Source organism: Agrobacterium sp. DE0009 (assembly GCF_007680755.1).
In the GTDB taxonomy this organism is placed as follows: Bacteria; Pseudomonadota; Alphaproteobacteria; order Rhizobiales; family Rhizobiaceae; genus Agrobacterium; species Agrobacterium tumefaciens_B.
On the sequence record NZ_VEIU01000003.1, the window covers coordinates 70508 to 93324 of the forward strand.

Annotated in this window: 22 protein-coding genes and 1 tRNA gene; 6 read left to right on the plus strand and 17 right to left on the minus strand. The window is 61.4% G+C overall.

Features of this window, described 5'->3' with window-relative positions:
- Positions 1 to 128: 128 nt before the first annotated feature.
- From FS804_RS13000 to FS804_RS13010, 3 genes are all read right to left on the minus strand, one after another.
- Complete coding sequence (locus FS804_RS13000) at positions 129 to 3323, minus strand: efflux RND transporter permease subunit (RefSeq protein ID WP_144577029.1); 3195 nt, start codon at positions 3321 to 3323, stop codon at positions 129 to 131.
- A gap of 133 nt (positions 3324 to 3456) precedes the next feature.
- Positions 3457 to 4647 (minus strand): efflux RND transporter periplasmic adaptor subunit, encoded by a 1191-nt coding sequence (locus tag FS804_RS13005; RefSeq protein WP_144577030.1) that lies wholly within the window; start codon positions 4645 to 4647, stop codon positions 3457 to 3459.
- Between the two features lie 56 nt (positions 4648 to 4703).
- A complete protein-coding gene (locus FS804_RS13010) occupies positions 4704 to 5513 on the minus strand; it encodes an alpha/beta hydrolase fold domain-containing protein (RefSeq protein WP_063948084.1) in 810 nt (269 codons plus the stop codon).
- 134 nt (positions 5514 to 5647) lie between these two features.
- Here FS804_RS13010 and FS804_RS13015 point away from each other — a divergent pair, with 134 nt between their 5' ends.
- Positions 5648 to 6547, plus strand: a complete 900-nt coding sequence (locus FS804_RS13015; protein WP_063948083.1) for a LysR family transcriptional regulator — start codon at positions 5648 to 5650, stop codon at positions 6545 to 6547.
- 4 nt (positions 6548 to 6551) lie between these two features.
- On the opposite strand, the gene FS804_RS13020 is transcribed toward FS804_RS13015, so the two are convergent.
- The gene (locus FS804_RS13020) at positions 6552 to 7454 is read right to left on the minus strand and encodes a LysR family transcriptional regulator (RefSeq protein ID WP_144577031.1); all 903 of its coding nucleotides are present in this window, start codon (positions 7452 to 7454) and stop codon (positions 6552 to 6554) included.
- 161 nt (positions 7455 to 7615) lie between these two features.
- Between FS804_RS13020 and FS804_RS13025 the strand changes: the two genes are divergently transcribed.
- Positions 7616 to 8797 carry an MFS transporter gene (locus tag FS804_RS13025; protein WP_144577032.1) on the plus strand — a complete coding sequence of 394 codons (1182 nt, stop codon included), beginning with the start codon at positions 7616 to 7618 and terminating at the stop codon, positions 8795 to 8797.
- Between the two features lie 59 nt (positions 8798 to 8856).
- A complete protein-coding gene (locus FS804_RS13030) occupies positions 8857 to 9690 on the plus strand; it encodes an aldo/keto reductase (protein ID WP_144577033.1) in 834 nt (277 codons plus the stop codon).
- A gap of 73 nt (positions 9691 to 9763) precedes the next feature.
- Here FS804_RS13030 and FS804_RS13035 read toward each other — a convergent pair whose 3' ends face one another.
- The 4 genes from FS804_RS13035 to FS804_RS13050 all read right to left on the minus strand — a co-directional run bounded on the left by FS804_RS13035 (position 9764) and on the right by FS804_RS13050 (position 12140).
- Complete coding sequence (locus tag FS804_RS13035; RefSeq protein ID WP_144577034.1) at positions 9764 to 10069, minus strand: hypothetical protein; 306 nt, start codon at positions 10067 to 10069, stop codon at positions 9764 to 9766.
- Between the two features lie 132 nt (positions 10070 to 10201).
- Positions 10202 to 11326, minus strand: a complete 1125-nt coding sequence (locus tag FS804_RS13040) for a zinc-dependent alcohol dehydrogenase family protein (protein WP_144577035.1) — start codon at positions 11324 to 11326, stop codon at positions 10202 to 10204.
- Positions 11327 to 11604: 278 nt separating this feature from the next.
- Entirely contained in the window at positions 11605 to 11835 is a 231-nt protein-coding gene (rpsU, locus tag FS804_RS13045) for a 30S ribosomal protein S21 (RefSeq protein WP_063948077.1), read from the minus strand.
- Positions 11836 to 12065: 230 nt separating this feature from the next.
- A tRNA-Gly gene (locus tag FS804_RS13050) sits at positions 12066 to 12140 on the minus strand.
- A 356-nt stretch (positions 12141 to 12496) separates the two neighbouring features.
- Between FS804_RS13050 and FS804_RS13055 the strand changes: the two genes are divergently transcribed.
- Positions 12497 to 12718: a hypothetical protein gene (locus FS804_RS13055; RefSeq protein ID WP_077224699.1), complete on the plus strand. Its 222-nt coding sequence runs from the start codon at positions 12497 to 12499 to the stop codon at positions 12716 to 12718.
- Between the two features lie 80 nt (positions 12719 to 12798).
- Here FS804_RS13055 and dps read toward each other — a convergent pair whose 3' ends face one another.
- The 6 genes from dps to FS804_RS13085 form a co-directional block, all read right to left on the minus strand.
- The gene (gene dps / locus FS804_RS13060) at positions 12799 to 13287 is read right to left on the minus strand and encodes a DNA starvation/stationary phase protection protein Dps (protein WP_063948076.1); all 489 of its coding nucleotides are present in this window, start codon (positions 13285 to 13287) and stop codon (positions 12799 to 12801) included.
- 120 nt (positions 13288 to 13407) lie between these two features.
- Positions 13408 to 13668, minus strand: coding sequence for a hypothetical protein (locus FS804_RS13065; RefSeq protein WP_063948075.1), 261 nt, complete (start codon positions 13666 to 13668; stop codon positions 13408 to 13410).
- A 210-nt stretch (positions 13669 to 13878) separates the two neighbouring features.
- Positions 13879 to 15396, minus strand: a complete 1518-nt coding sequence (locus FS804_RS13070) for a tripartite tricarboxylate transporter permease (protein WP_063948074.1) — start codon at positions 15394 to 15396, stop codon at positions 13879 to 13881.
- Between the two features lie 104 nt (positions 15397 to 15500).
- Positions 15501 to 15995, minus strand: coding sequence for a tripartite tricarboxylate transporter TctB family protein (locus tag FS804_RS13075; RefSeq protein ID WP_144577036.1), 495 nt, complete (start codon positions 15993 to 15995; stop codon positions 15501 to 15503).
- Positions 15992 to 16903, minus strand: coding sequence for a Bug family tripartite tricarboxylate transporter substrate binding protein (locus FS804_RS13080; protein ID WP_371417878.1), 912 nt, complete (start codon positions 16901 to 16903; stop codon positions 15992 to 15994). The genes FS804_RS13075 and FS804_RS13080 overlap by 4 nt, the downstream gene beginning before the upstream one ends.
- A 309-nt stretch (positions 16904 to 17212) precedes the next feature.
- Complete coding sequence (locus tag FS804_RS13085) at positions 17213 to 18310, minus strand: ABC transporter substrate-binding protein (protein WP_371417861.1); 1098 nt, start codon at positions 18308 to 18310, stop codon at positions 17213 to 17215.
- Positions 18311 to 18361: 51 nt separating this feature from the next.
- Between FS804_RS13085 and FS804_RS13090 the strand changes: the two genes are divergently transcribed.
- Entirely contained in the window at positions 18362 to 19042 is a 681-nt protein-coding gene (locus FS804_RS13090; protein WP_063948181.1) for a response regulator transcription factor, read from the plus strand.
- The gene (locus FS804_RS13095) at positions 19039 to 20415 is read left to right on the plus strand and encodes a sensor histidine kinase (RefSeq protein WP_144577039.1); all 1377 of its coding nucleotides are present in this window, start codon (positions 19039 to 19041) and stop codon (positions 20413 to 20415) included. The genes FS804_RS13090 and FS804_RS13095 overlap by 4 nt, the downstream gene beginning before the upstream one ends.
- 44 nt (positions 20416 to 20459) lie before the next feature.
- Here the strand turns inward: FS804_RS13095 and FS804_RS24960 are convergent, their stop codons facing one another.
- The 3 genes from FS804_RS24960 to FS804_RS13115 form a co-directional block, all read right to left on the minus strand.
- Positions 20460 to 20798 (minus strand): hypothetical protein, encoded by a 339-nt coding sequence (locus tag FS804_RS24960; RefSeq protein WP_186376793.1) that lies wholly within the window; start codon positions 20796 to 20798, stop codon positions 20460 to 20462.
- A 96-nt stretch (positions 20799 to 20894) separates the two neighbouring features.
- Positions 20895 to 21779, minus strand: coding sequence for a formyltetrahydrofolate deformylase (gene purU / locus FS804_RS13105; RefSeq protein WP_063948193.1), 885 nt, complete (start codon positions 21777 to 21779; stop codon positions 20895 to 20897).
- 206 nt (positions 21780 to 21985) lie between these two features.
- Entirely contained in the window at positions 21986 to 22762 is a 777-nt protein-coding gene (locus FS804_RS13115) for a YbaY family lipoprotein (RefSeq protein WP_063948194.1), read from the minus strand.
- Positions 22763 to 22817: the final 55 nt, after the last annotated feature.

Consider the following 22817-nt stretch of genomic DNA (forward strand, 5'->3'; position numbering starts at 1 on the left):
GGCGTGTAACTGGCTGAAACAGATTCTATTTCAGTAAAGCGTCACGAATATTCCAGCCAATAAAACGCCGCGCATCTTGGGATGCGCGGCGGGCTTGCGTCGAAGGTTGCGGTGGATAGGTGTCGGCCTCAGCCGGCCTTTTCGAGCTTGTAGTCCGAGTTGGCCGGTTCTTCCTCTTTGTGCTGGATGAGCGGGCGGTTGCCCGCCAGTTTGCGCACCAGCACGTAGAAGACCGGTGTCATGAAGATGCCGAAGAACGTCACGCCGATCATGCCGGAGAAGACCGCGACACCCATGGCGGCGCGCATTTCCGCACCGGCACCTGTCGAGACGACCAGAGGCACCACGCCCATGATGAAGGCGAGCGAGGTCATCAGGATCGGGCGCAGGCGAAGCCGGCTTGCCTCGATGGCCGCCTGAAGCGGCGTTCGTCCCTCGAATTCCAGTTCCCGGGCGAATTCCACGATCAGGATCGCGTTTTTCGCCGAGAGACCCACAAGGACGACAAGGCCGATCTGCGTAAAGATGTTGTTATCCCCTCCCGTCAGCCAGACGCCCGTCAGGGCCGCAAGTACGCCGAGCGGCACGATCAGGATGATCGCAATCGGCAGGGTCAGGCTTTCATATTGCGCGGCGAGCACGAGATAGACGAGCAGCAGCGCCAGCGGGAAGACCACGATGCTGGAGTTGCCGGCGAGAATCTGCTGGTAGGTCAGATCCGTCCATTCATAATCGATCCCCGCGGGCAGGGTTTCGGCAAGGATCTTCTCGATCGCCGCCTGCGCCTGACCTGATGAGAAGCCGGGTGCCGGTCCACCATTGATATCGGCTGCGAGGAAGCCGTTATAACGGTTGGTGCGTTCCGGTCCAGTCGTTGCATCCACCTTCAGGAGCGTCGACAGCGGGATCATCTGACCCGTTGCGGAGCGAACCTTCAGGCGGCCAATATCTTCCGCATGGGCGCGGAACTGCGAGTCCGCCTGCACACGGACGCTGTATGTGCGGCCGAAGGCGTTGAAGTCATTGACGTAGAGCGAGCCGAGATAAATCTGCAGCGTCTGGAAGACGTCGCTGACGGAGACGCCCAGCTGTTCGGCCTTGGCGCGGTCGAGATCGGCGAAGAGCTGCGGCACGTTGATCTGGTAGCTGGAGAAGATGCCCGCCAGCTCCGGTGTCTGATAGGCCTTGGCGATGACGGCCTTCGCCGCTTCGTCCAGCGTCTGGTAGCCGTAGCCGGCGCGGTCTTCGATCTGCAGTTTGAAGCCGCCTGTCTGGCCGAGACCGTTGACCGGCGGCGGCGGGAACATGGCGATAAAGGCATCCTGAATGCCGGCGAACTTCTGGTTCAGCTGCATGGCGATGGCGCCGCCGGAGAGTTCCGGTGTCTTGCGCTTTTCGAAGTCATCGAGAACCGCAAAGACGATGCCGGAGTTGGAGCCGATGGTGAAGCCGTTGATCGACAGGCCCGGGAAGGCGATGGCGTGGCTGACACCGGGCGTTTCCATGGCGATCGCGCTCATCCGCTTGATGACGTTCTCGGTGCGGTCGAGCGTTGCGCCATCGGGAAGCTGGGCGAAACCGATCAGATACTGCTTGTCCTGCGCTGGCACGAAGCCGCTCGGCACTGTCGTGAACATGCCATAGGTGGCAGCCACCAGCGCCATGTAAACGATCATCACCAAGCTCTTGCGTGTCACCAAGCCGCCGACCGTCTTGCCGTAGCCGTTCGAGGCCGCGCCGAAGGCACGGTTGAAGCCACGGAAGAACCAGCCGAGTATCTTGTCCATGAAGCGGGTGAGCCAGTCCTTCGGCGCGCCGTGTTCCTTCAGCAGCAGGGCCGCAAGAGCGGGTGACAGCGTCAGCGAGTTGATGGCCGAAATGACGGTGGAGATGGCGATCGTCAGCGCGAACTGCCGGTAGAACTGGCCGGATAGGCCGGAGATGAAGGCAAGCGGCACGAAGACCGCGACCAGAACCAGCGCAATGGCGATGATCGGCCCGGAGACTTCGCGCATGGCCTTGTAGGTGGCGTCACGCGGCGAGAGCCCGTTTTCGATGTTTCGCTCGACGTTTTCGACGACCACGATGGCATCATCCACCACGATGCCGATGGCGAGCACGAGCCCGAACAGCGTCAACGCGTTGATGGAAAAGCCGAAGGCATACATGACGGCGAAGGTGCCGATGATCGAGACCGGAACGGCGATCAGCGGAATGATCGAGGCGCGCCAGGTCTGGAGGAAGAGGATGACGACAAGCACCACGAGGCCAACGGCCTCGAGGAGTGTATCGACAACCTTCTCGATGGAGGAGCGCACGAATTTCGTCGTATCGTAGACGATCTCGTATTTCACGCCATCGGGCATGGCCAGTTGCAGATTGTCCATGGTGGCGCGGACATTGTCGGCGATTTCGATGGCGTTGGAGCCGGGGGCCTGAAGGACCGCGACAGCCACGGCGGGTTCACCATCGAGCAGCGAACGCAGCGTGTAGTCTGCTGCGCCGAGTTCGATGCGCGCGACATCGCGCAGGCGGGTGATTTCGCCGTTCGCGCCGCTCTTGACGATGATGTTGCCGAATTCTTCCGGCGTCGTCAGACGGCCCTGGGCATTGACGTTGAGCTGCAGGTCGACGCCGTTCGGGCTCGGCGAAGCGCCGATGACGCCGGCTGCGGCCTGCACATTCTGCTGGCGGATGGCGTCGGAAACGTCACTGGCAGCCAGATCATGTTCGGCCACTTTCTGCGGGTCGAGCCAGACGCGCATGGAATAGTCACCTGCGCCGAAGACCTGCACCTGGCCGACACCTTCGATGCGGGCGAGGCGGTCCTTGACGTTCAGCGTCGCATAGTTGCGCAGGTAGGTGATGTCATAGGCGTCGGTCTTGGAAACAAGGTTGACGACCATGATGAAGTCGGGCGAGCTCTTCACCGTGGTGATGCCGAGCGCACGCACTTCCGCCGGCAGGCGCGGTTCGGCCTGCGAGACGCGGTTCTGCACCAGCTGCTGGGCCTTGTCGGGGTCCGTGCCGAGCTTGAAGGTGACGGTGAGCGTCAGCACGCCGTCCGATGTCGCCTGGCTGCCCATATAGAGCATGTCCTCGACACCGTTGATCTGTTCTTCGAGCGGTGTCGCGACGGTTTCAGCGATAACGGTCGGGTTCGCACCGGGATAGGTGGCGCGCACGACGACGGATGGCGGAACGACTTCGGGATATTCCGAAATCGGCAGGGCGCGCATGCCAAGAAGGCCTGCCACCACAATCAGGATCGACAAGACGCCGGCGAATACCGGCCGGTCGACAAAAAATCTGGAAATATTCATATCCAGTCCCTCTCCGGGTATATTTTGGAATGCGAAGGCCGCTCCGGCGGCAGGATTGCCGCCGTTGAAGGCCGGTTCTGTCTGAATGCGCGTCTCGCGAAAGCGCGGGACGCCTACTGATCAAAGAGGTGGGTTACTGCGAGGCAGCAACCTTGTCTTCCGCCTGCGGTGCGATGGTCGCGCCGGGACGGATACGCTGCAGGCCGTTGACGACGATCGTATCACCCGCGGCAAGACCGCTGTCGATGATGCGCTGGCCGTCTGCCGGTGCGCCCGGCTTGATCTGGCGGTAGCTCACCTTGTTTTCGGCATCGACCACGAAGACGAAGCGCTTGTCCTGGTCCGTGCCGATGGCGCGGTCGCTGATGACGATGCGGTTTTCCGGCTTCGGTTCGCCCATGCGGACCCGCACGAACTGGCCGGGGATCAGTCTGCCGTCCGGATTGTCGAAGATGGCGCGCACACCGATGGTGCCGCTGGCCGAGTCGACCTGGTTGTCGATCAGGTGCAGCGTGCCCTTGATCGGCGTGCCTTCATCCGAAAGCGTGCCGATTTCAACCGGTATCTGTTCCAGAGCGGGCAGGGCGCCATCGGTTTTCGGCAGCTCGGCAAGAGCCTTCGCCACCGTGCCTTCGCTGGCATTGAAGCTTGCATAGATCGGGTTGACCGAGACGAGTGTCGTCAGGGCCGGCGAGGTGGAGCCAGCGGCGACGAGGTTGCCGGCGGTGATTTCGATGCGGCCGACCCGGCCCGAAACAGGGGCGCGGATTTCGGTGTAGCCGAGATCGAGTTGCGCCGTCGTCAATGCTGCGCGGGCGGCGCGAAGCTGGGCTTCGGCATCCGCAAACGAGCTCTGGCGCTGGTCGAGATCGCTCTGGGAGATCGTGCGATTGTCGGAAAGCCGGCGGCCACGGTCGAGTTCGGTTTTCGCGAGGCTCACCTTGGCTTCGGCCGAGGCGACCTGCCCTTCAGCGCCGGCAACGGCGGCCTGATAGGGGGCCGGGTCGATGGTGAAGAGGGGATCGCCTTCCTTCACCAGCGCGCCTTCGCGGAAATGCACGGCCTTGATCTGGCCGGCGACGCGGGAGCGGATCTGCACCCGGTCTACGGCTTCCAGACGGCCGGAAAATTCCTCCCAGCGCATCACGTCGCGGCTTTCCACCTTCGCGACGGTGACCGGGATTGCCGGTGTTTCAGCGGGCGTGGAAGCGGCCGTTGCGTTGCGGCTGGTGGGGAGGTCGAAAAACAGTGCTGCGGCTGCAACGGACACGGCAAGCCCGATGCCGGCGCCCGTCAGGGCCCGGCGCTTTGTGTTCAGCGTCATGGGTATCTCCTTGGCCCCAGATCAGGAGCCGATCAGTTTCTCAATAAATGCGGTATTCAGTGTTTTAACTGGTCAACGAAAGTCTTGAACTCCGAACAGATGGATGGGACCCATCCGCCGCCCTCTCCTTGATAAAGCCCCGTCCAGCCGACGCCGGCGGGGAAAACATGGCTCCGGACGCTGACACCCGAGGCGATAAGGCGGTCTCCATAATTGACCGTCTCGTCGCGCAGAGGATCATCCTCGGCGGTAAAGATCAGCGCCGGCGCTACCCGGTTCAGCCGCGTGCACTGGCAGGGTGCGGCATAGGGGTGGAAAAACCCGCAGGCCTTGGCAAGGTAATGGCTCCAGCCATCCGCCCAGCGCTGGCGCATGCCGATCCTGTCCGCGTCGCGGAAGGATTCCGTCGTCATCATCGGGTCGATCATGGGCGACAGAAGTATCTGGCCTGCGAGCTTGCCGGGCATGCGGTCACGGGCCTTCAAGGCAAGCCCCGCCGCCACATTTCCACCAGCTTCTTCGCCGGCCACGAACAGCAGCGATTTCGCGCCGCCATAATGCTTGCGATCCCGGTTCAGATGATCGAGCGCCTCGTAAGCACAGTCGATAACCATCGGAAACTCGTTGCCGGACGGCTTGCTGTAGTCGGCTTCCACGACCACTGCGCCGCTTTCCGCAAGCGCGCGGGCCACCGGAAGCTCGGGGCAATTGCCATCAGGCTCAAGGCCGGGTTGCAGAAACGATCCGCCGCGCAGGTAAAGCACCACGGGCGGCTGGCTGCAAAGGTTTGCACCCTCATACCGGCGCACGGAAAGCTGGGATGCGAGGCCCCCGCAGCTTTTGATGTTTTCCCAGTGCGCGTTCATCTGATCCGGTCCCGTGCGCCACCATCGGCGGTGCACCATATTTGCAAAATCTGAAATTCATATTATTGTTCGGGGAAAAATGATCAACTACGCTAAAATGAAAACACTATTCCAAATATACGGATAATCGCATCATGGATCAGCTTTCCGCCATGCGGGTTTTTACGCGGGTCGTGGAAACCGGTAATTTCAGCCGGGCCGCGACCGCGCTGAGCATGCCGAAAACCACGGTTACCAACATGGTACAGGCGCTCGAGGCGCACTTGCAGACCACGCTTCTCAACCGCACGACGCGGCGGGTCATGCTGACGACGGACGGTGCTCTCTATTATGAGCGCGCATCGCAGATTTTATCGGAAATTGAAGAACTTGACGGCAGCATGTCCAGCGCACAGGTGCAGCCGTCGGGCCGGTTGCGTGTGGAAATGGCAGGTGTCTTTGCGGACCTCGTCGTTATCCCACATCTTTGTGAATTTTACCAGCGCTATCCGCAAATCCGCCTCGACCTCGGCGTCGGTGACCGTCTGGTCGACTATATCGCTGAAAATGTCGACTGCGCGCTGCGGGTCGGCGTGTTGCGCGATCAGTCGCTGATTGCCCGAAAAGTAGGCGAACTCCGGTTCGAAACATTTGCGTCGCCGTCCTATATCCAGAAGTTCGGCATGCCGCAGGAGCCCGAGGACCTCGAAAAAGATCATTTATCGGTGGGTTACCTCAATGCCACCACGGGCCAGATCATGCCGGCCTCCTTCGACAATGGCATACGCAGCGTTGAGTTGACGCCCAACTATGTCGTTTCCGTCAACGACAGCCGTACCTATCTCAATGCGGCGCTCGCCGGCATGGGCATCGTGCAGCTGCCGATCTTCATGGTGCGGGATGCGCTGTCGCGCGGAGAGCTGGTGCCGGTGCTTTCCGAATGGCGACGGGAGGCGATGCCGATCTATGTGGTCTATCCGCAGACCCGGCATGTGACGAACAAGGTCCGCGTTTTTGTCGACTGGTTGGCGAAGCTGGTGCATGGGCTGATGTAAACGATCAGTCCCGCCCGGCTCTCGCGGCAACGAAATCGATAAAGGCGCGTACCCGGGCGGCGAGATGCTCGTGGCCGGCGTAGACGGCGTGGATCACCTCCAGATCCTCGGCATTATGGTCCTCCAGCACCGGCACGAGCAGTCCTGCCTCGATATCGGGCTTGACGTGAAATTCACCCATGCGCCCCATCCCCAAGCCCGCGAGGCAGAGCCTGCGCATCGCCATGCCGCTATTGACCGAGGCATTGCCCGTGACAGGAAGGCGATAGAGATCGCCGGAAGCAGGGTCGCGGAACGGCCATTCGTTGAGGCTGCGGCTGAAATTAAAACTCAGGCAATTATGCCGCGCCAGATCCTGCGGTGTGTCCGGCAGACCATGTTGCTCGATATAGGCAGGGGAGGCGACGATCACGCGGCGGACCTCCTTCAGCTTTTTTGCCTTCAAAGAAGAATCGCCCATCGCGCCGGAGCGGATTGCGATGTCCGTGCGTTCCTCGATCAGGCTGATGACGCCGTCGGTGAGCGAAATATCGAGTTCGATTTCCGGATAGAGCGACAGGAATTCCGGCGCGAGCGGCAGGAGATAACGTTCGCCGAAGCCGAGCGTCGCGTTCACTCGCAGAAGGCCGCGCGGCACGACCTTGCCGCCGCTCGCCACGATCTGCTCGGTCTCGGCGATATCGGCGAGGATTCGTCGTGCCCGCGCCAGATAGACCTCGCCCTCGGGCGTGAGCGTGACGAGCCGGGTGGAGCGGGCCAGCAACCTCGTGCCGAGACGATCTTCGATACGTGTGACAAGTTTGCTGACCGCCGAGGGCGAAAGCTTCAGCCTGCGCCCGGCGGCTGAAAAACTGCCGAGTTCCGCCGCCGCCACGAAGACTTCCATCTCTCCGGCCCTGTTGTCCATCGCTTCCCACCTATGAATTCAATTCAAAGGTATTTATCCGGCTTTGCCTGTTATCATGCAAGTCCCCTTCGCCCATATTGTCTGCATCGATTTGATCCAACCGGGCAGCACATGCTGTCCAGAAGGCCCGCGATCCCCCTGCGGGCGAAGAGGTATTCGTCATGCCATTGGCTATATTTGCCCTGACGATCGCGGCTTATGCGATCGGAACAACGGAGTTCGTCATTGTCGGTCTGCTGCCAACCGTCGCAAACGATCTTCATATCACCCTGCCGCTCGCCGGCCTCATCGTCAGCGTCTATGCGCTAGGCGTGACCTTCGGTGCGCCGATCCTCACGGCATTGACCGGGAAGATAGAGAGGAAGCCGCTGCTGCTCGGCCTGATGGCCCTGTTCATCGTCGGTAACAGTCTCGCAGCCCTCTCACCCAGTTATGAGATGCTGCTGGTCGCCCGCGTCATCGCCGCCTTCGCCCACGGCGTCTTTTTCTCGGTCGGCTCCACTATCGCAGCCGATCTCGTGCCGGAAAACCGCCGCGCCTCGGCCATTGCCATGATGTTCATGGGGCTCACGGTCGCCATCGTCACCGGTGTTCCGCTCGGCACCTATATCGGTCAGGTCTTCGGCTGGCGCGCCACCTTCTGGGCAGTTGCCGCCCTCGGTATCGTCGCCTTTCTGGGCATTGCGACGCTTCTGCCGAACACGCTCAAGAAGGCGCCGCCGGCGAGCCTGCTGGATCAGGTGCGGGTTCTCGGGTCCGGCCGCCTGCTCATCGTATTCGCCATGACGGCACTCGGTTACGGCGGCACCTTCGTCGCCTTCACCTTCCTTGCGCCCATCCTGCAGGATGTGACCGGCTTTTCGGAAAAGAGCGTCAGCCTGATCCTCGTGCTTTACGGCATCGCCATTGCCGCCGGCAATATCGGCGGCGGCAGGATTGCGAACCATAATCCGGCCAAGGCCCTCGTTGGCCTGTTCCTGGCCCAGGCCATCGTGCTGCTCGTCTTTTCCTTCACCGCCGTTTCGCCGGTGCTGACGTTGATCACGCTTGCCGCGCTTGGTTTCCTCTCTTTCGCCAATGTGCCCGGCCTGCAGCTCTATGTGGTGCAGCTTGCCAAGCAGCATCGCCCCGGCGCCGTTGATGTCGCCTCGGCGCTCAACATCGCCGCCTTCAACCTCGGCATCGCCATCGGTGCGTGGCTCGGCGGTCTGGTGGTGGAATCACCGATGGGTCTAGGAGCCACACCCTGGGTCGGCGCCATCCTCGTCGCGGTTGCCCTGCTTCTGACCATCTGGAGCAGCACGCTCGATCGGCGCGCCGCGGTGACGCTGAAGACCGCCTGAACTTGCCTATAAATTCCGGCAGCACCCGATCTGCCGGATCACCTCAAAGGAGAAAATATATGTTTAATGTGACTGCCAGTGGTGCGTCGATCCCGGCGCTCGGTTTCGGCACGTTCCGTATTCCCGGCCCGGATGTTCTGCGCATCGTTCCCCACGCCTTGAGGGCCGGTTTCCGTCATATCGATACCGCCCAGATTTACGGCAACGAGGGAGAGGTCGGCGAGGTCATCGTCAATTCAGGCGTCGCCCGCAACGATATTTTCCTGACGACCAAAGTGTGGGTGGAGAATTACCGGCATGATGTCTTTCTCGCTTCCGTCGACGAAAGCCTGAAGAAGCTGAGGACCGATCATGTCGACCTGCTGCTGCTGCACTGGCCGAACGAGGCGGTGCCGCTTGCCGAACAGATCGGCGCGCTGAACGAGGTGAGGAAGGCAGGCAAGGTACGCCACATCGGCGTCTCCAACTTCAATAGAAACCTGATGGCCCAGTCGGTTGCACTTTCCGAGGCGCCGATCGTTACCAACCAGATCGAGTATCATCCCTATCTCAACCAGGACGCCGTGCTCGAGGCGGCCAGAGAGGCGGGGATGGCGATCACCGGCTATTACGGCATGGCCGACGGCAAGGTCTTTTCCGACCCTGTGCTGAAGGACATCGCTGCCGGACACGGCAAGTCCGTCGCGCAGATCGTGCTGCGCTGGCTCGTTCAGCAGGAGGGCGTGATTGCGCTGTCGAAGACGGTCAGCGAAGCGCGGGTCGCGGAAAATGTCGCGATTTTCGACTTTGCGCTTTCTGACGAGGAGATGGCCACAATCAGGGCACGCGCTATTGCCGGCGGCCGCATCGTTTCACCGGATGGTCTTGCGCCCGCTTGGGACGAGCCTGCCTGACGATCAAAAGGGGAGGGGCGTTGCTCCTCCCTTTCCGTGTCTGCCTGATCTCAGTGCAGGGAACCGACCGCCGTCATATGCCCGATCCGTCCAGTTCGCGGTCGTCTTCACCCTCCCAGGGTGTCGGCATGGAAGGGCGGTCATTATTGGCGGCAGGCACGGGCAACCAACACTTCAGTTCCGTTTCCGCATATTCAATGATGCGCCCTGGGGACGAATCTGAGGAGCGCCAGCCTTCTGCCCCGAATTGATCGCCTTTTGACCAATAGGCAAGGTCAACCTGGGCCGGTCCCTGTTCCGACGCGCCGATCGTGACGAGAATCCGGTTACCGTCCTTGGGCGCACTCGCCATGTGCCGCCACCTGTATGCCTCATCCATCGTTGTCCTCCCGCCGGCTGGTTGCATGTGTCGCCCCGTCATTAAAATCGGCGGGTGCCACCTTGTGCAACCTTTTTGTCAATGTCCCGGGAACGAATGTCTAGGGCTCCGCGGGGCGTTCCGGCCCCCGGTTCAGAATTCGATGACCTGCCTGACCGCGCTGCCATCATGCAAGCGGTCGAAAGCCTCGTTGATATCCTCGAGCTTGAGCCTTGCGCTTAGAAGACGGTTCACCGGCAATCGGCCATCGCGATAAAGGGCGATGAAGCGCGGAATATCCCGCAGGGGTACGCAGGTGCCGATATAGCTGCCCTTCAGCGTTCGCTCTTCCGCGACGAGTTGAACGACATTGACCGGCAGCGCGGCGCCCGGGGGCGGCAAGCCCGCCGTCACCGTCGTGCCGCCGCGTCTGGTCATCTTGAACGCGTTTTCAAGCGCACGGACGGACCCCGCCATTTCGAAGGCATAATCCGCGCCCCCAGATGTGATGGCGCGCACCTGCTCGACAGCATCCTCGTCGCCTCCATTCACGACGGCAGTGGCGCCGAGTTCGCGGGCGAGCGCGAGTTTTTCGGAGGAAAGGTCAACGGCGACGATTTTGCTGGCGCCCGCCGCCCGCGCGCCAAGGACCGCTGCAAGGCCAACGCCGCCGAGCCCGATGACAACAGCGGTCGAACCTGCTTTCAGCGCCGCAGTATTCACGACGGCGCCGACGCCGGTCAGAACTGCGCAGCCGAACAGGGCCGCCTCGACAAAGGGAAGGTCCCGGTCGACCTTAACCAGCGAATGGCGCGACACGACCGCGTATTCGGCAAATGCCGACACGCCAAGGTGATGGTGCACGGCCTCGCCGCGATAGTTCAGCCGCCTTGCGCCACCCAGCAGTGTGCCTGCCCCATTGGCGGCTGCGCCCGGTTCGCACAGCGCTGGCCTGCCTTCCGCACAGGGAAGGCAATGTCCGCAACTCGGCATGAAGACCATGACGACATGATCGCCGGGCTCGAGATCGACAACGCCTTCGCCCAGCGCTTCGACGGTGCCGGCGGCTTCGTGGCCAAGCGCCATCGGCATTGGGCGGGGCCTGTCGCCGTTGATGACGGAAAGATCGGAATGGCAGAGTCCAGCCGCGCGGATGCGCACGAGGACTTCGCCCGCACCGGGAGGATCAAGGTCGATCTCATCGATCGCCAGCGGTTTGCTGATAGCGTAGGGGCGGGGCGTATTCGTCTTGCGCAATATCGCGGCTTTGACCTGCATCGGTTCCTCCATCTGCGAAAACGGGAAATGGGGTGGCGATGTCATCGCGGCCGCGGCTGGCGCGGAACGTCCGCGTACGGAGCCCGGCAATGCGGACCGGAATGTCTCACCTTCGGCATGCCAGAGGCGCTGCACGAGGTATCGGACCAGGGCCCTAAAACAGCATGCGCCCGCCAGCCTTGAGGCCCCGGGCGCATAGACGCAAAACTACCATCGCGGTCCGCTATTTCCGCAGAACCGCGCCATCGACATTGCCGATGACGATACCAGAAGTCTGGTTACCGGGTCTTCTTCGGCTTCGAGGGAAGAAGGCCGTCGCGCTGCATCTGCTTGCGGGCAAGCTTTCTCTGGCGGCTGACAGCTTCTGCCTTCTCACGTGCCTTCTTGATCGACGGCTTTTCAAAAGCTTCGCGCAGACGCATTTCGCGGAAGACGCCTTCGCGCTGGAGTTTCTTCTTCAGGATGCGCAATGCCTGGTCGACATTGTTATCGCGTACTAGAACTTGCATATGCCCCTCTTGAGGTCGGAAAAAAACGGTAGGCCACCATACTCATTTTACGGCCGAAGCCAAGATCAACGAGCGCCTTGTGACAGTTATTTCTTCAATAATGTCGGCGTTTCCGTGTCTTTTGGCCGTCCGGATGAATTGGCGGAATTTCACGGGGGCATGGCCGGTCCGGCAACAACGACGCGTTCCGTATCGTTGAAGGAAGCTTTATCCGGCTTGCCCTGAAATTTTGGAGCGGGCGAAGGGATTTGAACCCTCGACCCCAACCTTGGCAAGGTTGTGCTCTACCCCTGAGCTACACCCGCTCAAATCCACCGGTCCGGGGTAGTTCGCTGAACCGTGGGCCGCCGAAGCGGCGACGGCTGCTATATCGCTCAAACGTTTTTGGAATGCAACAGATTATTTTGAGGTTTTTGCGGAAATCCGTCTTCTTGTGACCGCAGGCGGTATCGCCAGTGTCCAACGGCGGGGTCCGGCCGGAAGATGCTGTTTCCGCTGCCCTTTATACCCGGCTCTCAGGAAGAAGCCGGCAGGCGGCACAGAAAATGACCCGTTTACATTTGGTTAAAATCTGATTCGACAAGTGATTCGTTCAGGTGTACAAATCTCCTGTCCACGAAAAAAAGAAACGATACTTGGCAAATCATCAGGAGGATGAGCCTTGTCGTATGCAGCTTTTGAACGGGTTGGCGCGCAACTGTCGCCGGAGCAGATTACCGATCTACAAAACATTTTCGATGGCGTGTGCTTCGAGTGCTTTCAGGATCGCAGCAGCCACGTTGCCAATGAATGTGCAGCGGTTTTGATCCGCAGCGCCCAGCGTGGCATTCTCGATCATGACATGCTGAGAGATATCGGGCGCGCCGTCTTGCGGCGCCATTGACGCGTCAAAATAACGCCGCTTGAAACAGACAGCGCCCGGTTGGACCGGGCGCTTTGCTGTTTTTAAGCCGTTAGGTCGGCTCAGTTCTTTTCCTGCACATGCGCTTCGAGGAACCAAAGCGACTTGTCGAGGTCGCGCGAGGCGGCGGTGAAAATGTCCGCCGTCGTGGGGTCGCCTGCCTCGTCGGAATCGTCGATCGCCTTGCGGACCATGTTGGCCACGTCGCCGTAACGCTCGATCAGCGCTGCCAGGTGATCATGGATCGTATAAATGTCGGTCGGATAGGCCTTGAGCTTCGTCGCTGACGCAACCGTCTGCGTGCTGCCGAGCGCGGTGCCGCCAAGCTGCACGGCGCGTTCCGCGATCGTATCGCTATGCTTGTCAATCAGCGCGCGGAACTTGTCGAGCAGCTCGTGGACGGCGATGAATTGCGGGCCCTTGAGGTTCCAGTGCGCCTGCTTGGTGATGAGCGCGAGATCGATGATCGACGCGAGGTTCTCGTTGAGAATGCCGATCACGGTCGATTTTGCATTGGAAGGCAGGTCGTTTTTCGTCTTGTGGGTCTTCATCGAAGTCTCCTGGGAAGGGCGGACGGAAAGCCGCTTTGGAAAGTCCGTCGTATAACGCAACGGCCTGTGCCCTGTTCCATTTCGACGTCAGATGACCGGAAATGGGTTCGACACCCCTGCTCAGTTCGGCGGCCAGTCGCCGATGATTTCGCGGCGTTCGAGTTTCAGCGAGCGATCCGGCTGGATGCGGTACGTCTCGATGGCGAGACGTCCGTCGCCCATGACGAATTCGTGGCTAAGTGTGCTGCCGATCGGGGATTTTTCAAGCTTGGTACGCGGTTGCCCGCCATAGGTGATGCTGCCAGGAATGGGCTCGACATCGTGGGCGCCGGCGCTGCAGCCGGTCAAAGCAAGGATGGTCAGGATCGCTAGAGGTCTCATCGTCTGTTCCTATCGCCTTCGTCAACTGTACCATGTCCGGGGGGCGGGATCATCGGAAAAGTCGGTTTCTTTACGCAGTCTGAACGCAAGACAGCCGGTTGCCGGTTGTGTTCCATGCTGCCCGAACCGTGCGGCAATCGATAACGTTCCACAAAAAAGGCCCCGCATCCGAAGATACGGGGCCAGTTGCCTTGGGAGGCTCTTTAATTCTCAGTCCTCGTTGGCAGCAAGCTGGGTCAGTACTTCACCGCGGCCGCGGATACGCATGATCAGCGGGATGATGAAGGCGGCTGCCGCGACGATGAAGAGGCCAACGGCAATCGGCGAGGTGAAAAGTACCGTCGGATCGCCCTGACCGATGGCCAGCGCCCGGCGCAGCTGCTGTTCGGCAAGCGGGCCGAGGATGAGACCGACGACCGCAGGCGCGATCGGGTAACCGAAGATGCGCATGATGTAGCCGAGGATACCGAAAGCGAGCAGCATGCCGAGTTCGAAAACGGACGGATTGGCGCCGATGGTGCCGAGTGTCGCAAACAGCAGGATGCCGGCGTAAAGCCAGGGCTTCGGGATGGTCAGCAGCTTTACCCACAGGCCAACGAGCGGCAGGTTCAGCACCAGGAGCATCAGGTTGGCGATGAACAGGCTGGCGATCAGGCCCCAGACGAGCTGCGGGTTGGTCGCAAACAGCAGGGGGCCGGGCTGCAGGCCATATTGCTGGAAGCCGGCGAGCATGATGGCGGCGGTCGCCGTCGTCGGCAGGCCGAGCGTCAGGAGCGGCACCAGCGTGCCGGCGGCGGAGGCGTTGTTGGCGGCTTCGGGGCCGGCGACGCCTTCAATCGCGCCGTTGCCGAATTCTTCCGGATATTTGGTCAGCTTCTTTTCGGTGGCGTAGGAAAGGAAAGTACCGATTTCAGCGCCGCCCGCCGGCATCGCGCCGATGGGGAAGCCAATCAGCGTGCCGCGCAGCCAGGCTTTCCACGAGCGTGCCCAATCCTGCGCATTCATCCACACCGAACCCTTGACCGCCTCCACCTTGTCGGGGCCGCTATTGCCCTGGGCGACGATGAAGAGTGTTTCGCCAATCGCAAACATGGCCACGGCAAGCGTCGTCACTTCCACGCCGTCGAGCAGGTCGGGAATGCCGAAGCTCATGCGGGTCTGTCCGGTCAGCTGGTCGATGCCGACGATGGCAAGTGCAAAACCGATGAAGAGCGAGGTGAGGCCACGCAGCGCCGAATCGCCGAAAGCGGAGGAAACAGTGACAAAAGCGAGCACCATCAGCGCGAAATATTCACGCGGGCCAAAGACCAGCGCCAGCTTGACGATATAGGGCGCAATGAAGGCGAGCGCGATGGTGGCGATGAGGCCGGCGACGAAGGAGCCGATGGCGGCGGTGGCAAGCGCCGGACCGCCTCTCCCCTTGCGCGCCATCTTGTTGCCTTCCAGCGCCGTCACGATCGAGGCGCTTTCGCCCGGTGTGTTGAGCAGGATCGAGGTAGTCGAGCCGCCATACATGCCGCCATAATAGATGCCGGCGAACATGATGAGCGAACCGGCGGGATCGAGCCGGTAGGTGACGGGAAGAAGCAGCGCGACGGTCAGCGCCGGGCCGATGCCCGGCAGAACGCCGACGGCGGTGCCGAGGGTCACGCCGATCAGCGCGTAGAGCAGGTTCATGGGTTGGGCGGCAACCTCAAGACCGTGCAGCAGGAATTCAAAGGTACTCATGGACGGATGTCCCCCTGTCGAGCGGTAGGGCGGGCGGAACGGCTGGCTTCGTCGTCACGACGCGCCGGCTGTTCCCGTGATCTCTGATGTCGTCGGAATGGCTGTCAGAAGAACAGCCGTTCCAATGGGCCAGCGGGCAGAGACAATTGCAGCAGCTGGGCAAATACCACCCAGATGACGAAGCTCAGCACGATGCCGACCGGGATCGAATACCAGAGCTTGCGTTTGCCGAAAGCGCGCGCGGTGAAAGCAAACAGCAAACCGGTGGCGATGGAGAAACCGGCCAGGTTCAAAAGCAGCATCTGCGCGGCAAGGCCCGCGACGACCCAGATGACCGGGGCGATTTCCTGTTTGTCGCGTTCGGGAAAATCCCCGCGCCAGGCCTCTATGGCCGTCCAGATCGCCAGGCCGACAAGACAGAAGGCAATCGCGTAAGGCACGGTCGCCGGGCCGACCGGGGAGTAACCGGTGACACTGGCCAGGCGGGCGCTATCCCAGAAGATCACGCCGGCGACGATGACGAGGGCGACAGCGATCACCAGCGCCGCCCAGTCGGGGCGACGCTTCTGATCGTGCGAGGGGTTGAAACCCTGGCTCATTTTTTCACCAGTCCGATGTCTTTGAGGATGGTTTCGGTAGCGGCGGTGTCCTTGGCAAGCTGTTCCTTGAAGGCGTCACCGGCGAGATAGGTATCCATCCAGCCCTTGGTCTTCAGGGTTTCCTGCCACTTGGCGGACTTCACCAGCTTTTCGATGTCGGCATTGACGGCCTTTTCCTGATCGGCGGAAATACCGGGAGGAGCCGCAACCATGCGCCAGTTCTGCACGACGACATCAAGACCGCTTTCCTTCAGCGTCGGTGCGTCGACGCCTTCGAGACGGTTTTCGCTGGTGACGGCAAGAAGGCGCAGCGTGCCGGCCTTGACCTGGCCTTCGAATTCACCGTAGCCGGAAACGCCAGCCGTGACCTGCGAACCGAGGATCGAGGCAAGTGCTTCGCCGCCGCCGGAATAGGCGATGTAGTTGATCTTGGTGGGGTCAACCCCTGCCGCCTTGGCGATCAGGCCAACGGCGATGTGGTCGGTGCCGCCGGCCGAGCCGCCGCCCCAGGACACGCTGCCCGGATCTTTCTTCAGCTGCTCGACGAGTTCGGCCATGGTCTTGATAGGCGACGATGCCGGGACGACAACGGCCTCATATTCACCCGTCAGGCGGGCAATCGGCGTCACTTCCTTCAGTGTTACGGGCGCATTGTTGGTGAGGATCGCGCCGACCATCACGTAACCGCCGACGATGAGGGCGTTCGGGTTACCCTTCTGCTGGCTGGCAAACTGCGCAAGACCGATGGTGCCGCCGGCGCCCGGTACGTTCTGCACCTGGACACTCTTGGAAATGCCTTCTTCCTGCAGGACCGTCTGCAGCGAGCGCGCGGTCTGGTCCCAGCCACCGCCGGGGTTGGCAGGCGCAATGATCGTGTAGTCCGCGGCAGCTGCCGGAAGAGCGATCATGCCCGCCAGGAATGTGCTGATAAGAAAATGTTTCACGTCGAAAACCCTCCTCAGGATGCCCTTTCCGGGCGTCATTTTTCGTTTATGCGGAAGGGATTTCTGGGGACGCAGCTTTGCCGGCGTTGAAATCAAAACGCTCGGTCTTTGGATTCGTCCCGGATGTCCTCCCGCATCTTCTTCCGCCTCCACGGAATGAAGAAGGATTGCAGAGCATCATAAAAAGCTGTCATCTAACTGACGTTAAGCAAGTCCTTGCTCATTTACTCTCTATTAATTTCTGCAAACCGTAAAGCTTTGTGTCTGACGGTGTTATTGTGACCGCAAGGCTTCGTTCCAGCGCTCGATCAAGCGGCTGCGCTTGACCTGATCCAGATAGACCATCAGCCCGGGGCTGACCGGCACGGGCCGCAATTGCGCGCCATGGATGGCCTGCATGGTGTTGGCGGTGTTTTCGCCGGCCACTTCCGGGCTGACGGCCGGGATCTGCAATTGCCGGGCCATGATCGTCTGGCCTTCCTTCGACATGAAGAATTCGAGATACCGCCGGCCAAGTTCGGGATTTGCGGCCGCCTCCGGCACCAGCCCGATGCGTGACATCACCACGGTATAGTCTTTCGGCAGCACGATGCCGACATCCGGGTGGCGCGAGGCCCAGTCCGCCGCATAGGAGCCGAGGATATTATAGCCCATCACGAAGCGCCCGTCGGAGACACGCTCCAGAATGGCGGATGAGGTGGAATAGACTTTTACGCCTGCCGCGCCCATGGCCTTGATGACGTTCCAGATATCGCCGAACTGCTCCTGGTCGCGCGACATGAACAGAAAGCCGACGCCGGAGCGCTCGATGTCATAGGTCGCGATGCGGCCATGCACCTCTTTAGCGTGGCGTTCGAGATAATCGACAAATTCGGCGCGGGTGGCGGGTGGCTTCTCGGTGGTGAAGCTCGGCTTGTGATAAACGAAGACAGCCGGCTCGAAGGTCAGCGCGTAAGCCGTATTGCGCCAGTTCGCCCAGGCGGGCCAGCGGGCGCTCATGGCGAGATCGGAACGCTGGGCATAACCGTCATTGCTCAGCTTCACCTGCAGATCCATGGCGGAGGAAAAGGCGAAATCGGCGGTCTTTTTGCCAGCATCGGTTTCCTTCACGATGCGGTCGTAGATTTCGCCGGTCAGCATATCCTCATAATGGACCGCAATATCGGGATTGGCCTTCTGGAAACCCTCGATCATCGGTGTCGCCAGCGGTTCGTCCAGCGAGGAGTAAACCACCAGGGTTTGGGCATCTGCCTTGCCCGAAGGGGCCGGAAAAATGGCAACCTGCGCAAGCGCGGGGAGGGCCATGCAAAGACAGAGGCAGAGGAGAAGGCAGATACGCATGGAAAAGATCATGCAGCAGGCGCTTGCCATTCACAAGCGGCAAGGCTCTGGTTAAACTCGGCAATGCTGCGGGAGGAAGATTTGCGTATTTTGCTGGTCGAGGACAATCAGGTGCTGTCGGAGGGGCTGTCGGCGCTGCTGCGCGGCAGCGGTTATGCGGTGGATGTGGTATCCGACGGCGCTTCCGCCGATGCCGCGATTGCGGCTGAAAGTTTCGATCTGGTCATTCTCGATCTCAACCTGCCGGAAATGGACGGCATAGAGGTGCTGCGCTCCATGCGGTCGCGCCAGGACAAGGCGGCCGTGCTGATCCTGACGGCGCGCGGCACGCCGGAAGAAAAGGTCAAGGGCCTCGATCTCGGTGCCGATGACTATATGATCAAGCCTTTCGACGTTGCCGAATTCGAGGCCCGCGTGCGTGTTCTCCTGCGCCGCAACGCCGGGCTTCGGTCGTCGGTCCTCAGTTTCGGCAAGGTGCTGTTCGACCTGACGTCGCGCACATTTTCGGCGGATGATCGCCCGCTCGATATTCCGGCCCGTGAAGTGGCGTTGCTGGAGGTGCTGTTCATGCGGGCCGGCAAGGTGGTCGCCAAGGAAGCGATCGTGCAGTCGCTGACCGGCTTCGACGACGATATTTCCGCCAATGCCATCGAGCAATATGTCAGCCGCCTGCGCAAGCGGCTTGCGCCCCACGGGCTGACGGTGAAGACGGCGCGCGGCATCGGTTATTATCTCGAAAAACTGCCGGAGATGGCGGAATGATCAAGGCCGCCTATTCGCTCAGGCGGCGACTTTTAGGCTGGCTCCTCATTTCCACTGCCATCATCGGCTGCGTGGCGCTGACCGACACCTGGCGCGAGGCGGTAAACACCGCCAATGTGGTTTCAGACAGGGTGCTTTCCGGTTCGGCGCTTGCCATTGCCGAGCGGGTGGTGGTGGCGGAGGACGGCTCGCTCGAGGTGGATATTCCCTATGTCGCGCTGGAAATGCTGACATCGGCGGCGCAGGACCGGGTGTTCTACCGGGTCGATGGACCCAACGGACAATTCCTCACCGGTTACCAGAACCTGCCGACGGTCGAAAACAAAAACGGCGATACCCCCGCCTATCGCGATGCGGTGTTTCGCGATGAGCCGATCCGGGTCGCTGCCATCAGGCGCTTCGCGTCGACCGGCATCAATTCCGTTCCCTTTTCCGTCACGGTTGCCGAAACCACCATCGCTCGCAGCCAGCTGGCGCAGGCGATCATCCTTCGCTCGGCGCTGCGGCTGCTGTTCATGATCCTCGGGGCGGCGATCATCGTCTGGATCGCGGTGACGATTTCGCTCAGGCCGCTTTACCGGCTGAGCGAAGCCATTGCCGAGCGCAGCCCGAACGATCTGCACCCCATCCGCCAATCCGTGCCTGTCGAGGTGGAGAACCTGGTGGAGACGGTCAATTCCTTCATGGTGCGGTTGCAATCGGCGCTGGATGCGCTCCGGCACTTCACCGGCAATGCCAGCCACCAGCTGCGCACGCCGCTCGCCATCATCAGTACCCAGCTTGCGCTTTCCGCCCGCGCAACGAGCCTCGAGGAAGCGCAGGCGGCGGCGCTGAAGGGCGGCGCTTCGGTGGCGCATGCGGAACACATCCTCGCCCAGCTTCTGCGCATGGCCAATATTGATGCCGCGGGCTCCAGCGAGAAACATGATTTTTCCGCGATAGACCTCGTGGCTGTGGCGCAGAACGTGACGGCGGATTTCGTACCGCGCGCCGCTGAGGCGGGTATCGATCTCGGTTTCGAAGGCGAGGGCGAGGCGACAATTCTCGCCGAGCCGCTCCTCATCGGTGAACTGATTGGTAATCTCGTTTCCAATGCCATCAACTATGCCGGGCGCGGCGCGGAAGTCACCGTGCGCGTTGGCCGCGAGCAAGCGATTGTCTGGCTGGAGGTTGAAGACAATGGCCCAGGCATCCCGCTCGAAAATCGCGCCATCGTTCGCCAGCGCTTCGCACGCGGGCAGGAAAACGCGGCGCCGGGTGCGGGCCTCGGACTTGCCATCATCGAGGAAATAGCCGGGCTGTTCGGCGGGCGGCTGGCCCTGGAGGATGGCGCTGGCGGGCGTGGCTTAAGGGCGCGGGTGGAATTCGGCTGAGGCGGCACGGCTGTACCGCCTCCTTGGGACTAGGCTGGATAGCCCTATTCATTCATCTTGTCGATGATCTGCATCATGATGTCGGCGCAGGCCTTCATCGGCTCGTCATCGGCACATTTGACGTCGATCTTGCGCTCGCCGTCTTCAATCCTGAAATGCGCGGCCTTGGAGGGCGGTGGCGGCGGCATTCTCTTGCCATGTGGGCCATCACGCCAGCCTGCTTCTCTCGGACCGCCAGGGCCGGGCGGCGGCGGTGGCGGGGGTGGCGCATCGACGCTCGGGCCGGCATCTGCCGGTCCCGGCGGCGGTGGGGGCGGCTGCTGGGCGAAACTGGACCCGGCCGCGATGAGCAACGCCGCGCCGGCAATGACGAGTTTTTTCATGTGAGAGACCTCGCTGTTAGGCTACAGCGAAGAAACGGTCACTGGAGATGCTCGGTTGCCGGCCGGTGAAAATAATTCCGCGTGGTTTCTTCTGACTCATCCCATCCGCTCGGAAGCATAGCTGCCTGGGCTTGGCGGGAAGACCACGGTGCGGTTGCCGTTGATGAAGGTGCGGTGGTGGATATGGGCGTGGATGGCGCGGGCAAGCACCTGGCTTTCCACGTCGCGGCCAAGCGAGACATAGTCATCGGCCGATTGCGCGTGGGTGATGCGCACCGTGTCCTGCTCGATGATCGGGCCTTCGTCGAGATCGGCGGTGACGTAATGCGCCGTTGCGCCGATCAGCTTCACGCCACGCTCATAGGCCTGCTTGTAGGGGTTTGCACCCTTGAAGCTCGGCAGGAAGGAGTGGTGGATATTGATGATCTTGCCGGACATCTTGCGGCACAGATCGTCGGAAAGGACCTGCATGTAACGGGCCAGCACGACGAGTTCCGTGCCTGTCGTTTCCACCAGCTCCATGAGCTGGGCTTCGGCCTTCGGCTTGTTTTCCTTGGTCACCTTGATGTGGTGAAAGGGAATGTCGTGGTTGACGACGACCTTCTGGTAATCGAAGTGGTTGGAGACGACGCCGACGATATCGATCGGCAGCGCGCCGATCTTCCAGCGATAGAGCAGGTCGTTGAGGCAGTGACCGAAGCGCGACACCATCAGCAGCGTTTTCATGCGCTGGCCATCCGGGTAGATATCCGCTTCCATGCCGAATTTTTGCGCCACCGGCTGAAAGCCTTCGGTGATGGCCGCAAGAGACGCGCCTTCTTCGGAAATGAAGGACACGCGCATGAAGAACTTGCCGGTCTCGAGGTCGTCGAACTGCGAGCTGTCGACGATGTTACACCCTTTTTCCGCCAGATAACCGGAAATCGCGGCGACGATGCCGCGGGTCGATTGGCAGGCTACGGTCAGAACATAGGATGTCATGCGTTTTCCCTCAAAAACGGCGCGCCGGCATCGACCCGGCGCAGTTCGACGTGTTGCATAACGCAGCTTGGCGACGGAGCAAAGCGCCAAGGTGACGTCGCCAAAGTCTTAGGGCGGGAAAGGGCCGCGCGCCGTGCCGGAAACGACATGGAATGTTCCATGGCCAGCACGGCGGCGCGTGTAAATTGTCGGCAGAGCGCTTGCGGTCAGGCGCGGCGAAGGCGCATGGCGGGGCGGCCACGGCCATCGATCAACTCGAGCACGCCCCGACGCGGCTCCAGCCTGAAGGATCGCGCGCCTTCCAGCGCTTCGATGAACTGCCGTTCCTGACGCATGATATCGGGTGCGCAGGCCATCTGGGTCGAAATCATCCGGCCGAAATCCACGCGGTTGCGGCTGATTTTGACCTCGCCGCCGATGCCGTTGCAACCGACATTGGCAGAAACGCGGCCCTCGCGGGAGATTTCGAGCGTTGCCTCACGGCGGCCACGAACCCGCTCGCCGCGGATTTCCTGCACCAGCCAGCGCCCGTCGATACCCGCTTCCGGCTCTGGTCGGCCCGGGCCAGCACCAACGCGCTCCAGCACGAGGTCGGTATCGTCGCGGCCGCCGGTCAGAACGGAATAACGGCGGGTGGTGGTGAAAAGCAGCCGGTCGCGGTCGCGGATTTCGGCGCTCAGCGCATAGGAGCGGCGGCCCCTGATGTCGCGGTCGTCATACCGCAGCACGAAGGGCACCGGCACCTGGCCGCGCGGGCGGATGGTGGTTTCGGCAATCGTCTGCGACGGCGCATCCGCCAGCGACACATCGATGAGGCGAACGGTGACGGTTGCGCCGGGCGGCAGGGCGATGCGTTCGCGATAGGAGACGCTGCCACGCAGGCTTGCCGGTGCGGCCGCCGCGCCTTCAGCTGCAAAAAGCGGGGCAAGCGCAAGGAGACCGGCGAAACTGCGGCGCGAAAAAAGGGGCTGGTTGTCGGTCATGATGCTTTGCTCCGTGCTGGGTCCGTTAGAATTTGAACGGATGATAGAAAACGGC